Origin of the sequence: Shimia isoporae (assembly GCF_004346865.1) — a bacterium.
GTDB lineage: Bacteria > Pseudomonadota > Alphaproteobacteria > Rhodobacterales > Rhodobacteraceae > Shimia > Shimia isoporae.
Map to the genome: position 1 here is coordinate 62,102 of NZ_SMGR01000005.1, position 12,891 is coordinate 74,992.

Sequence of the window (12,891 nt, forward strand, 5' to 3'; positions counted from 1 at the left end):
CGCATCAATCCTCCACAATCAGACATTTGTCAAATCAACATAGCAGGCGTACCCAGGAAACAGCCAAGGAAACAAGCCATGACGCAATATGATATCGCTGTGATAGGCGGCGGAAACGCAGCCCTTTGCGCAGCCATGACAGCCGCCGAGGCCGGTGCCAAAGTTCTTATTCTGGAAACCGCGCCAAAGGCATATCGCGGGGGGAACTCGCGGCACACCCGCAATTTCCGCTGTATGCACAGCGCCCCTCTCGGCCCTCTCGTAGACAGCTACTCTGAGGACGAGTACTTCGACGACCTGATGAAGGTCACCAAGGGCAAGACCGACGAAACCCTCGCTCGATTGGCCATTCGCACGTCCGAAGAATGCCTTCCTTGGATGGAAGAACACGGCGTGCGTTTCCAGCCCAGCCTGTCCGGCACACTCTCTCTGGCGCGCACAAACGCCTTTTTCATGGGCGGTGGCAAAAGCTTGGTGAACGCTTACTACCGAACCGCCGAGAAGCTCGGCGTGGATGTGTTGTACGAGGCGGCAGTGACCCATCTGGAACTCGATGGCGACCGCATCGCATGGGTCGACTACACCCACGAAGGCCAACCGCACCGCATCAGCCCCAAATCGGTCGTCGTCGCATCCGGCGGGTTTCAGGCCGACACCGACTGGCTCACCCGTGCTTGGGGTCCCGCAGCCAAGAACTTCCTGATCCGTGGCACACCCTACAACCGAGGGGTCGTGCTGGCCGACCTTCTGGAACAAGGCATCAATCAGGTGGGTGACGCGGACCAGTGTCACGCTGTCGCCATCGACGGCCGCGCTCCCAAGTTTGACGGAGGCATTGTAACGCGCCTTGACTGCGTACCTTTCTCGATCGTTGTCAACAAAGAGGCCGAGCGCTTTTATGACGAGGGCGAAGATGTCTGGCCAAAGCGTTATGCCATATGGGGCAGACTCGTGGCCGCACAACCCGATCAGGTCGGCCATGTGGTGATCGACAGCAAATCCATCGACCTTTTTATGCCCTCGGTTTTCCCGCCGCTCAAAGCTGACACCCTCGAAGATCTCGCAGAACTGATGGGAATTGACGGCTCCAAACTCAAAGCCACAGTCGATACCTTCAATGACGCCTGCGGTGACACGTCCGGTTTCCATCCGACCGAACTCGACGGCGTCGCCACCTCCGGCCTGACGCCGCCCAAAACCAACTGGGCCCGCCCGATCACCGAGCCCCCGTTTTACGGGTACTCGTTGCGCACCGGTGTGACCTTCACCTACCTCGGCCTCAAAGTCGACGAAAACGCCCAGTGCAGCACCGCCAACGGCCCCGTCAAAAACCTGTGGGCCGCCGGAGAAACCATGGCCGGATCCATTCTCGGACAGGGCTATCTCGCCGGTTACGGCATGACCATCGGAACCGTCTTCGGACGCATCGCAGGCCGGGAGGCCGCCGCCCATGCAAGTTGATCTAATTCAGGAAGCCCGCCGTCAGGCCGAAATCTGCAACGCCTGCCGCTATTGCGAGGGCTATTGTTCGGTCTTTCCCTCCCTGCACGCCAACCGGTCCTTCAGCGACGGTGACATCACGCAGCTGGCAAACCTCTGCCACAACTGCCGGGGTTGCTACTATGCGTGCCAATACACCGCCCCGCACGAGTTTGACCTGAACCTTCCTGCGGCATTGGCCGAAGTGCGCCGCGACAGCTGGGAAACCTATGCTTGGCCGCAGCCGCTGGCCCGTCGTTTCAACACCCACGGTGCCGCAATCGCATTGGCGCTGGTCCTCGGGTTCGCCCTTCTCTTTGCAGCCATCAAAGCCCTCGGCTCGGCGGGGGGCGAAGGCTTCTACGCAGTCCTGTCCCACAACGCCATGGTCGCAATCTTCGCGCCGGCCTTCCTCCTGCCCCTCGTCAGCATCGTCATCGGTCTGCGCAGGTATTGGCGCGACGTAGGTGGCCAACGCCTCACACTTGCGGATATCACAGGCGCTTTCGGACGGGCCGCCAGGATGCAAGATCTTGCAGCTGGTCACGGGGAAGGCTGCAACTTCGAAGACGAAGACCGTTTCAGCCAGGGCCGTCGCCACGTGCATCAGGCCATCATGTATGGGTTCCTGTTGTGCTTCGCCTCGACCTCATCGGCCACTGTGCTGCACTATGTCTTCGACATGCCCGCGCCCTACGCATTGTTTTCTCTGCCGAAGCTGCTTGGTATCTCCGGAGGTCTCCTGTTGACCTTTGGCTGCGCAGGGATGGTCGCCCTGAAACTTAAATCGGACCGTCACGTCGGCGATGTCAAAGCTTTCGGCGGCGACATCGCGTTCATCACGCTACTAGGCTTTGTCGGGCTCTCAGGTCTGGCGCTTTATGCTCTTGGCAGCACCCCTGCGATGCCGGCACTGCTGGCAATTCACCTGGGGGCCGTGCTCACATTCTTCCTGCTCACGCCTTTCACAAAAATGGCGCACGGCTTCTTCCGCCTGACCGCCTTGATCCGTGACGCCCAGCGCAAACGCCTGTCCCAATAAGGTTTTTCAATCACGAAAACTAAGGGTCGTGCGGGTTCACGCCCGCGCGACTTTTTCACGTCGGAGACTCAGTGTCAGGCTCGCGCCCTCTGCCACATCATCAATCGACAAGGCTCCACCTTGACGCTCTGCAACCGACACCGCGATCGCCAGCCCCAAACCACTGCCATCGTTCGAAGAAACCTGCGAAAAACGTCCCAGCGCCACTTCACGATCCGAAGGTGACAATCCGCGACCGTCATCCCTGACGGAAACGCTGACAACGTCTTGCGATGCCTGCATTTCGACCAGAACAGACGCCAAGTCCGGCCCGCCGTGTTTCAACGCATTGTCGATCAGATTTTTGATCGCCTCGCCGATGAATACCCTGTCGCCACGCACCGGCACCGGATGCTCCGGCAGGATCAACTCGAACTCAACGCCTCGGGACAGGATTTCCGGCGCAGCCTCGGCACAGATCGTCTGCACGTGTTCTGTCAGATCAAACTGCTCCTGATGTCCATCGTCCGAAATGTGACGCAGGCGCTCCAGTGAAAGCAGCTGATCTGCCACCCGCGCGGAGGATCGCGCAGCCGCCACCATTTCATCCGTGCGCCGTTCTCGCTCTGCCTCGTTGGGGGCATCCCGCACCGCTTCAGCCATCGATTGAACCGCAGCAGCCGGATTGCGCAGCTGATGGGCCGCATCGGAGATAAAGTCCTGATGCGCTTTGATACTGCTTTCGACCTGCCCAAACAGCTGGTTGAGCGTCCGAACAATACCGCGCGTCTCGGCGGGCACCACGCGCTTGATCCGGCTCAGATCATTGGGGGATCGGATCGAAATCGCGTCCTGCAAATCCGTGAGCGGCCGCAAACCCAGCTTCACGCCAAACCAAACCACCAACACAAGAGTCGTAAGCAACCCGCCAATCAAGGCTGCCGACCGGATCACCAACTCACGCACGAACGCGTCTCTGTCCGCGATACGCTGCCAGACAGTTACCGTGGCATCCCCAGTAAGGTTTTCAATCGTGATCCGCTCTGCAACCTGTAAGACACGCACATCCTCGCCACGATACCGCGCCTCAAAGAAACGAGGGTCAAACAAGCTGGTCGCACGGCTGTCGGGGTTTACTGGAGGATAGGCGTAACCCGTCACGTAAATTCCGCCCGGACCGGTCGCGTGGTAAAAAACCTCGCCGCCAGAGGCATCACGGATGAGATCACGCGTGGAAGGAAGGATCGCATCACCCTCGGACAGAACCACATCTCGGGAAATCGCAAGAGCCGCAGCCAGAAGGCTGCGGTCGAACAGTTCCTCCGCCGTTTGTTGGGCGACGCCAACACGCCAAACGCCCAGAACAATCCCCATAGCCAACAGAGGGGTCAGGATCACCACCAATAGGCGCACCCGCAGCGACGCGCGTCGCATCAGATGGACCGCAGGGCGCATCAGCCGACAACTTCCAGCATGTAGCCCAGACCGCGGGCAGTTTTGATCGACAGGCCGTAGTCCGCAATTCGTTTGCGCAATCGAGAGACATGCGGCTCGATTGCACTGTCTTCCACCTCAGCCCCGACGCCGTAAACGTGCTCGATCAAGTGGGCCTTGGACACAATTCGGCCGCGCCGCTCGATCAGGCACTCCAAAACTGCGGCCTCCTTTCTCGGAACGTCCAGCGCCACACCTGCCGCGCTCACCTTTCGGTTGGCGCGATCGAATTCCAGCCGACCGATGGTTTCAAGACTGGCGAAATCAAGGTTCTTGCGCCGCGACAACGCCCGGATACGCGCTTCAAGCTCGTCCATTTCGAACGGCTTTACGAGATAATCGTCCGCGCCTGTGTCCAATCCCGTGATCCGGTCACTCAGCTCCCCCCGAGCGGTCAGCAGAATAACAGGCGTACCGTCGTCGCGCAGCCGCATAGCGCGCAACACATCGAGCCCGGATTTTTCAGGGAGATTGATGTCCAACACGACCAGGTCAGCGCCTTCCTGTGCCAGAAACCGGTCAGCACTTGCCCCGTCATTGAGCACATCTGCTGCATGCCCGCGATCCCTCAGCCGGTAAGCAATCGCATTGGCCAGCGCTTCATTGTCCTCGACGATCACGATCCGCATTTTTTGATTCCGCAAGCTTGGCGCAAGGTTGGCTTACCATGATCGGCAGATCACGAGGGGAATCAATCCCCGAATTTGGCATTCGCAAAGACGATGAGGACGACAGCGCGAATGTCTGGTCTAAAGGGAGGAACCAATGACCATCGCAAAATTCACCCGCCGTGCGGTTGCCGGTATGATCGCTGCCGCAGGCCTGGCTTTTCCGGCCTCGGCCGAAGTCGATTTCTCCGGCAAGACCATTGAATGGGTGATCCCGTTCTCTGAAACCGGCGGATCGGCCAAGTGGGCCAACTTCTTTGCACCGCTCCTGTCCGAAGCCCTTCCGGGCCAGCCGACAGTGGTCGTCAAATTCATGCCGGGCGCAGGCTCGACCAAAGGCGCAAACTGGTTCCAAAAGGAAAAACACAAAGACGGCACGCTGCTTTTCGGCACGTCCGGGTCCACCCAGTTCCCCTACCTGCTTGGTGATCCCCGTGTCCGCTATGAATACAACGACTGGAACCCGGTCATGGCATCCGGCACAGGCGGTGTTGCATATTTGAACGCCGAGGATGGCGCCAAGTTCGACGGCTCCGCCAACATGTTGCAGGACGTCGACTTCATCTACGGGTCGCAGGGGGCCACCCGTTTGGACCTCGTGCCGCTTCTGGCGTGGAAAATGCTGGGCATGAACGTCGAGCCTGTTTTCGGCATCAAGGGTCGCGGCGACGGCCGCCTGATGTTTGAGCGCGGCGAAGCCACCATCGACTATCAGACCTCCTCCGGATACCTCAAAGGCTCTGCCGAAATGGTGGAAGCCGGTCAGGCAGTGCCGATGATGACCTGGGGCTCTCTGGATGCGGATGGCAACATCGTGCGCGACCCGACTTTCCCGGAAATCGCAACCTTCAAAGAGGTGTGCGAAGCAACCGATGGCTGTGAAACCTCCGGCGAGCAATGGGACGCATGGAAAGCCTTCTTCGTTGCAGGTTTCCCGGTTCAGAAACTGGCCTTCCTGCCCGCTGGCACGCCGCAGGATGTGATCGACACGTACACCAAAGCGTTTGAAGACGTGGTGGCCCGCGCCGACTTCCCGGAGATCTCCTCCAAACGCGTCGGTAAATACTCCGTCTTTACCGGCGCAGGTGCGCAATCCGCACTCGGTACAGCCACCAATGTTCCCGACAGCGCCAAGTCCTATGTCGTGAACTGGCTCAAAGAAGACTACGGCGTCGAGCTCAAGTAAGCCCACGCCGACAGGGACGGCCCCAACCCCTCTTGGGCCGTCCCCTCTTCCCTGATTTTTCCAAAGAAAGGCGGCTCCGATGGAGGCTTTCGCCACAGCTCTTCCCGCGCTCTCTGACGCGTGGGCTCTGATCCTGCAACCTGTTGTTCTGGGCTATCTGGTGCTCGGCGTCGTCATGGGCCTCGCCGTCGGCGTTTTCCCTGGCCTTGGTGGGATCGCAGGCTTGTCGCTCCTGCTGCCTTTCATGTTCGGGATGGAACCCGTGTACGGTCTCGCCCTCATGATCGGTATGGTCGCAGTGGTGCCGACCTCCGACACTTTCGCCTCCGTGCTGATGGGCATACCAGGAAGTTCCGCTTCGCAGGCCACTGTTCTGGACGGCTTCCCGCTGGCCAAGAAAGGCGAAGCCGCACGAGCGCTCTCTGCGGCTTTTGCCTCATCGCTTTTCGGCGGGCTGGTCGGCGCAGCCTTCCTGACCGTTTTCATTCTCGTCGCGCGCCCGATCGTGCTGGCCTTCGGACTGCCCGAGATGCTGATGATTACCATCCTCGGCCTCTCCATGGTGGCGATTTTGGCCGGACGCATTCCGCTCAAGGGGCTGGCGGCGGCAGGGCTCGGCCTGATGATCGGCACCATTGGCGAGGCGGACGCTGGTGGCAGCCTGCGCATGTCCACTTATGACATCCCCTATCTTACGGACGGGCTGAAGCTCGTCATTGTCGGCCTCGGTATCTTTGCGGTGCCGGAAATCGTGTCGCTGCTCCGGCAGGACCGTGCAATCGCCAAAGGCGCAAGCTTGGGTGCCGGCTGGATGGATGGCATCAAAGACTGGTTCGCCAACAAATGGCTGTCGGTCCGCTGTTCCCTGATCGGCGTGACCGTGGGCATCATCCCCGGTCTCGGTGGCTCGGTTGTGGACTGGATCGCCTACGGCCATTCGGTGCAATCCACCAAGGACAAATCCAATTTCGGCAAAGGCGAAGTGCGCGGCGTGATCGGGCCGGAGAGCTCCAACAACGCCAAGGAAGGGGGCGGCCTGGTCCCCACCCTTCTCTTCGGCATCCCCGGTTCCGGCTCCATGGCCATTTTCATCGGCGCAGTCGCGCTTCTTGGCTCCGGCGACATCGAAGTTGGCCCGGGCATGCTCAAGAACAACCTCGACATCACCTATTCCATCGTCTGGCTGCTCGCATTGGCCAACGTGGTGGGAACGTTGCTGTGCATCGCAGCCTCAGGCGGTATCGCAAAGCTGACCACCATCCGTTTCACCTATCTGGCGCCGTTCCTGTTCATGCTGATCAGCTTCGCTGCCTTCCAGTCCGGCCAGAACTTCGAAGACCTACTGGCCCTCTTCGTGATCGGCCTCATCGGCATCTTCCTACGTCGCTTCGACTGGTCGCGCCCCGCGTTCCTGATCGGGTTCGTCCTGTCCAATCCGGTCGAGAAATTCACCAACCAGGCGTTCCAGATCGCGTCTTTCCGGTTCCGCAAGAGCTTTGATGCGGGCATCGAGTATATCTTCTCGCCCATCGTGATCGTGCTGATCATCATCACAGTCTTGTCGGTGGTCATCGGCATTCGTCAGGCCAAATCCATCATGGCCGAAGGCGAGGTTCAATCCGGTTCCAAACGCGCGCCAATTGTTTTCCTGATGGTGATCATCGCCTACCTCGTGGCCGCGTTGATCAACGCCAACATGATCCCCGACTACAATATGACCGACAAGGTAATCCCCCTTGTAGTCGGAGGCTTCTCGCTGCTCTGCTGCCTGATCCTGATGGTACAAATGATGCGCCGCCCCGAAGGCGACAGCATCTTTGCCGACAAGGAAGTCGCAGGTGAAGACGCCGACGCGCCCTACGGCCTGTGGTCCACATTGGCGTGGTTTGCCGCCTTGATTGCGGGAACCGCAGTGGTCGGCTTCATCCTCGCGCTCGTCGCCTTTCTGGTCGCCTTCTTCCGCGTCAGGGCGCAAGCAAGCTGGCCCAAAACCCTCATCCTCACTGCCTGCGGCATCGGCCTGATGTGCTTCATGGCGGGCATCCTGAACCGCGACTTCCCACCCGGCCTGCTGCAATCCGCAGTCGACCTGCCGTGGCCGCTCGGAGGCAACTGATATGAGCAAATCCCAAACAGCTATTCCTTACGTCTTCATGCGTGGTGGCACATCCCGCGGCCCCTACTTCAACCGAGCAGACCTGCCCAAGGATCTCGATCAGCTCGCCGAAGTCCTGATATCCGCCGTCGGTGCCGGACACCCCCTCAACATCGACGGCATAGGCGGCGGCGCGGCCGTGACAACCAAGGTTGCCATGCTGAGCCCTTCCGACGATGACTGGGCCGACATCGACTATTTCTTCGCGCAGGTCTCGGTCGAAGAAAAGCTGGTGGACTTCAAACCGACGTGTGGAAACATCCTTTCCGGCGTCGGACCTGCGGCCATCGAAATGGGTCTGGTCGTCCCGTCGGGTGACACAACCGAAATCAGGATCCGCGCCACAAATACAGGCGCACAGGTCGTTGCCAACGTTGCGACCCCTGGTGGCGCGTTGACCTATGAAGGGACCGCCGCAATCGCGGGCGTGCCCGGGCAGGCCGCTCCTGTCCAGCTAAAATTCATGGGGGTCGTTGGCTCGGCCACCGGCGCTCTGCTGCCCACAGGCAACCTGCGCGACACATTTGATGGAATCGAAGTCACGTGCATGGATGTGGCCATGCCGGTGGTGCTCGCCCGCGCCGGGGATTTTGGCCTGACCGGATATGAGAGCGCCGAGGAGCTTGACGCGAACACTGAGTTCTTTGCCCGGATGGAAGCCATACGTCTTCAGGCAGGCGCAGCCATGGGTATGGGCGATGTGACCAAATCCGTGACTCCCAAGTTTGCCTTTCTGGCACCGGCAAAGAATGGCGGGACGATTGCGACGCGCTACTTCATGCCATGGAAAACCCACCCTTCAATGGCGGTAACCGGAGCACAGTGCATTGCATCCTGCGCGCTGACACCGGGCACTGTGTCGGATGGCCTGCTCGAGCGGCCCGCCGACAGTCCTGCAGAAGTCGTTTTGGAACACGCTTCAGGCACAATCGACGTTTTGGTGGATTTTTCCACCGACGACGGTTTTGATCTGAATGCCGCTGGTCTCGTGCGCACTGCGCGCAAACTCGCGGACGGAAACATCTATGTCCCACGCACTGTCTGGGACGGGGAGGAGACACCATGAGCCTCAAGAACATTCTCGTTGCCTTCAACGGATCGGAAGGCTCCCTTTCCGCGCTCAGATACGCCGCGGCACTGGCAAATGACGATACCCACGTGACTGTACTGCTCGCGCACTCCGGTCACGATGTCATCAACACGCGCGGCATGTGGGTTCCGGACCGCGCCCGCGAAATCATCGCACAGGCCAGCTCTGATTTCCTTGACGAAATCGAGGCCCGGTTCAACTCGGTGAAAGATGACCTGTCGCTCGGAGACCGCCTTCACTTCCGTCGTGAAACAGGTCGCGTAGACGCGATCGTATCCGAAACCGCCCGCGCCTTTGACCTCGTGGTCATTGGTCAAGACTTGCCGTCAGAAGGTGTGGATGAACACGTTTTCCTTCATCCGGACCGCATCGCCTTGGTGAGCGGACGTCCCGTCCTGATTGTGCCACAGGGGCACGACGCAAAGGCAACGCACTCTCATGCCGTGTTGGCTTGGGACGGGGGACGTGCGGCCGCACGGGCGTTGTCCGATGCGTTGGACTTGCTAGAGGATCAGGGCAGAGTGACCGTCCTCAGCGTTGGTGAAACCAACGCGCCGCGCCCCTCCGAGGAACTGATGACCCACTTGGCACGGCACGGAATAACCGCGGATCGCGAAAAAATTCCGGCGACGCCGGGTCCTGCCCGCGCGCTGATCGCCTATTGTCGCGAGAAAGATCCATGCCTTCTCGTGATGGGAGCTTATGAGCACTCCAAGTTCCGCGAAGACTTCCTTGGCGGCATGACAGCCCGCGTGTTTAAGCGCACTCCGATTCCGGTGCTGCTTTCCCACTAATTCGACACCGACGTCATACCGACGTTTTGCAGACATGATGCAGACATGAAAATTCACATACTCGACGATTGGTTCGACACCCTCCGCGGTTTGCCCTGCTTTGCAAAACTACAGGGCCATGACGTAACGGTCTGGACCGATCACACTGACGACATCGCCGAACTTGCCGACCGCTTGGCAGAGGCCGAAGCGCTGGTTCTGTTTCGCGAACGCACCAAGGTGACGCGTGCTTTGTTGGAGCGCCTTCCCAACCTGAAACTGATCAGCCAGCGCGGCGTTTATCCACACATCGACGTGCAGGCCTGCTCCGATCTTGGGGTTCTGCTGTGTTCCAAAATCCCAATGGGCGCAGGTGTGAACTACGCCGCCGCGGAACTCACATGGGCACTCTTGATGATGGGGCTCCGCGACCTCCCAAACCAGATGAAGTCTGCAAAATCAGGCGCTTGGCAGGCTGGCGTTGGCAAAACCATGCGCGGCCGCCGGCTTGGCCTATATGGTTATGGCCGCATCGCAAAGGCCGTCGCTGACTACGCGGATGCCTTCGGGATGGAGACGGTCTGGTGGGCCTCTGAAGCGGGACGCGCCCGCGCAAAGGCGGACGGGCGTCGAGTTGCAGAAAGCCGGGAAAGTTTCTTTGCGAACTGCGACGCGATATCTCTGCATATCCGCCTGAACGACAGCACCCGCGGGATCGTAACCGAGAGTGATCTTGCGCAAATGCCCGAAGGCGCCCTGCTCGTGAACACCTCCCGCGCCGGCCTCATCGCCCCCGGAGCGCTCCTTTCGGCCCTCAACAGCGGTCGCCCCGGCAAAGCCGCCATCGACGTATTCGACGCCGAACCCCTGACCGATCCCACCGATCCGTTGCTTTCCCACCCAAACCTGATCGCAACCCCACATATCGGGTTCGTGACAGAAGACGAAATTGACAAACAATTCAATGACATATTCGACCAGATCGTCGCCTACACCGCCGGAAGCCCGATCCACGTGATCACCGCCTGAGCGACAGGAAAACGCGGTTCACTGGGGGACATTCTGCGCTACGGATCGCATTATTTTGCAAATGCCAACTCCGGCAGGAATGTCGCAATGGCGGGAATGAACATGATCATGATCAACGTGATCACTTCAACCTGAAGGAACCACCAAATTCCGCCGAAAATCTCTTTCAGGGACAACGAAGGGACCACGCCCTTCAGTATGAAGGCATTCAATCCGACCGGCGGCGTGATCAGACCAATCTCGAGAGTCTTGACCACCACGATCGCGAGCCAGATCGGGTGTGCGCCCAACTCGATAAGTGGCGGTACAAAAATTGGTACGGTCAGGAACATCACAGAAACCGGATCAACCATGCAACCAAGGATCAACAACAAGATCACATAGAGGCAAACGATCCCCATCATCGACATATCAAGGCCAACAATGAATTCGGAAAGCGCTCCGGACGCACCGCTGACTGCGAGATAGGATGAAAAGATCAATGCGCCCACGAGAATAATGAAAATCACCGACGTGGTTTGAGCGGTATCCAGAAAAACCTCCCTCAATACCGGAAAAGACAGCCGTTTGCGGACCAGAGCGATTAGAAATGCGCCCACTGCGCCAATGGCTCCGGCCTCCGTGGGGGTGATGATCCCGGCATAAATCCCGCCGATGACAACGCCACCCAAGGTCAGGAAGCTCCAAACACCTTTCAAAGATTGCATCCGTTCTTCGATGCTCGCCTTCGGAAGCGCAGGCGCCATTGCAGGGTTCCGGCTGACACGAATGTAGATCATCACGAGATAGGCCAAGGCTGTCAGCAAGCCCGGGATGACGCCAGCGATCAAAAGCTTTGGCACAGACTCACGGGCGATAATGCCATAGACGATCAGATTGATACTCGGCGGAATCATTCCCGCCAATGTCCCCACTGTCGCAACACAGCCAGCGGCGAGCTTGCGGTTGACTTTCAAGCTCAACATCTCAGGGATCGCAACCCTTCCGAACACGGCCGTCGAAGACGTGGTTGATCCGGAACACGCCGCAAATGCTACCGCCGCAACAGTCGTTGCAATCACCACACTTCCCTTCACGTGGCCAAGCCACGCTCTGGTAGCGCGATAAATGTCCTGCGTGATTCCGGCTTTGGCAGCCACATGCCCCATCAAAAGGAACAAAGGCACAGCACTCAGCGCGTATCCGGATCCGATATCAAAAAGCCGACCGCCAATCGTGTCCAGTGTGATTGTTGTGCCTCGAATCAGCGCGAAGCCCACCGCGCCCGATATCAACAAAGCGATGCCAACCGGCACGCGCATGATCATCAAAAAACCGACCAGTCCGATCACAAGAGGAATTTGAAGCGACTCAATCATTGGATTTCTCATCTTCCACCGGCGCCAAGGCCGCGATGTCATTGACGGCGGCTTCTTCAAGCAGCTCATTTTTTGTGAACAGGCAGATCAGTTGGGTCAGGAAACGCAGAGCGAATAAGGCCAGTCCGACAGGAATACCTGCGCGCGCCCACCAGGTTTTGACTTCGATGACCCCCAGAACAGTGTCGCCCATGACGTAGTTGCTGAAGGCAGACACGCCGCTCGTCCAGGTCAGTGCTGCAAAAAACAAAAAGGCCACTGAAAGGTAGATCGCCTGGGTTGTCTTCTGAACGCTGCGTGGAAGGTAATCATACAGAATCCCCACCGTTATATGGGCGTCTCGCCTTTGCGAATATGCCAGCCCGAGGTAAATCAGATAGACAAACATCAGGCTGACATATTCATAGGCCCCGGGCATGCTCTTTGAGAACAAAGCCCGAGCGAGGACCTCTAGCATCGTAAGTGTCATCATTGTCGCAACGGCCAAGGCCGAAACGTAACAGGCGACCTCCTCCAGTTTCCGTTGCAACCAAATGGCATTGCTGGTCAAAACTGCCATCGAGATGTCCCTCCCCCAAAAAATCGCCTTTTGAATGTCCGTCTCAAAACGTCACCTGCCCCCAAGATCAGGTATGACG

General features: G+C 58.9%; 11 protein-coding genes. 7 read left to right on the forward strand and 4 right to left on the reverse strand.

Annotation, left to right across the window (positions count from 1 at the left end):
• The first annotated feature begins 78 nt into the window (after positions 1-78).
• Together tcuA and tcuB are read left to right on the forward strand one after the other, a co-directional pair.
• Positions 79-1,461, forward strand: a complete 1,383-nt coding sequence (gene tcuA, locus BXY66_RS18580; protein WP_132861913.1) for an FAD-dependent tricarballylate dehydrogenase TcuA — start codon at positions 79-81, stop codon at positions 1,459-1,461.
• Positions 1,451-2,521 carry a tricarballylate utilization 4Fe-4S protein TcuB gene (tcuB, locus tag BXY66_RS18585; protein WP_132861914.1) on the forward strand — a complete coding sequence of 357 codons (1,071 nt, stop codon included), beginning with the start codon at positions 1,451-1,453 and terminating at the stop codon, positions 2,519-2,521. The genes tcuA and tcuB overlap by 11 nt, the downstream gene beginning before the upstream one ends.
• Positions 2,522-2,557: 36 nt before the next feature.
• Here the strand turns inward: tcuB and BXY66_RS18590 are convergent, their stop codons facing one another.
• Together BXY66_RS18590 and BXY66_RS18595 are read right to left on the reverse strand one after the other, a co-directional pair.
• Entirely contained in the window at positions 2,558-3,955 is a 1,398-nt protein-coding gene (locus BXY66_RS18590) for a sensor histidine kinase (RefSeq protein ID WP_243694435.1), read from the reverse strand.
• Complete coding sequence (locus BXY66_RS18595) at positions 3,955-4,623, reverse strand: response regulator transcription factor (protein ID WP_132861915.1); 669 nt, start codon at positions 4,621-4,623, stop codon at positions 3,955-3,957. Before BXY66_RS18595 ends, BXY66_RS18590 begins: the two co-directional genes overlap by 1 nt.
• 136 nt (positions 4,624-4,759) lie before the next feature.
• On the opposite strand from BXY66_RS18595, the gene BXY66_RS18600 reads away from it, so the two are divergent.
• The 5 genes from BXY66_RS18600 (at position 4,760) to BXY66_RS18620 (ending at position 10,895) form a co-directional block, all read left to right on the forward strand.
• A complete protein-coding gene (locus BXY66_RS18600; RefSeq protein WP_132861916.1) occupies positions 4,760-5,848 on the forward strand; it encodes a type 2 periplasmic-binding domain-containing protein in 1,089 nt (362 codons plus the stop codon).
• A gap of 79 nt (positions 5,849-5,927) precedes the next feature.
• Positions 5,928-7,964 carry a tripartite tricarboxylate transporter permease gene (locus tag BXY66_RS18605; RefSeq protein ID WP_132861917.1) on the forward strand — a complete coding sequence of 679 codons (2,037 nt, stop codon included), beginning with the start codon at positions 5,928-5,930 and terminating at the stop codon, positions 7,962-7,964.
• Position 7,965: 1 nt separating this feature from the next.
• Complete coding sequence (locus BXY66_RS18610; RefSeq protein ID WP_132861918.1) at positions 7,966-9,069, forward strand: 4-oxalomesaconate tautomerase; 1,104 nt, start codon at positions 7,966-7,968, stop codon at positions 9,067-9,069.
• On the forward strand, positions 9,066-9,887 hold the full coding sequence (locus tag BXY66_RS18615; RefSeq protein WP_132861919.1) for a universal stress protein: 822 nt from the start codon (positions 9,066-9,068) through the stop codon (positions 9,885-9,887). The genes BXY66_RS18610 and BXY66_RS18615 overlap by 4 nt, the downstream gene beginning before the upstream one ends.
• 45 nt (positions 9,888-9,932) lie before the next feature.
• Complete coding sequence (locus tag BXY66_RS18620) at positions 9,933-10,895, forward strand: D-2-hydroxyacid dehydrogenase family protein (protein ID WP_132861920.1); 963 nt, start codon at positions 9,933-9,935, stop codon at positions 10,893-10,895.
• A gap of 50 nt (positions 10,896-10,945) precedes the next feature.
• Here the strand turns inward: BXY66_RS18620 and BXY66_RS18625 are convergent, their stop codons facing one another.
• Complete coding sequence (locus tag BXY66_RS18625; protein WP_165929247.1) at positions 10,946-12,253, reverse strand: TRAP transporter large permease; 1,308 nt, start codon at positions 12,251-12,253, stop codon at positions 10,946-10,948.
• Positions 12,246-12,812: a TRAP transporter small permease gene (locus tag BXY66_RS18630; RefSeq protein WP_132861922.1), complete on the reverse strand. Its 567-nt coding sequence runs from the start codon at positions 12,810-12,812 to the stop codon at positions 12,246-12,248. Before BXY66_RS18630 ends, BXY66_RS18625 begins: the two co-directional genes overlap by 8 nt.
• Between the last annotated feature and the right edge of the window lie 79 nt (positions 12,813-12,891).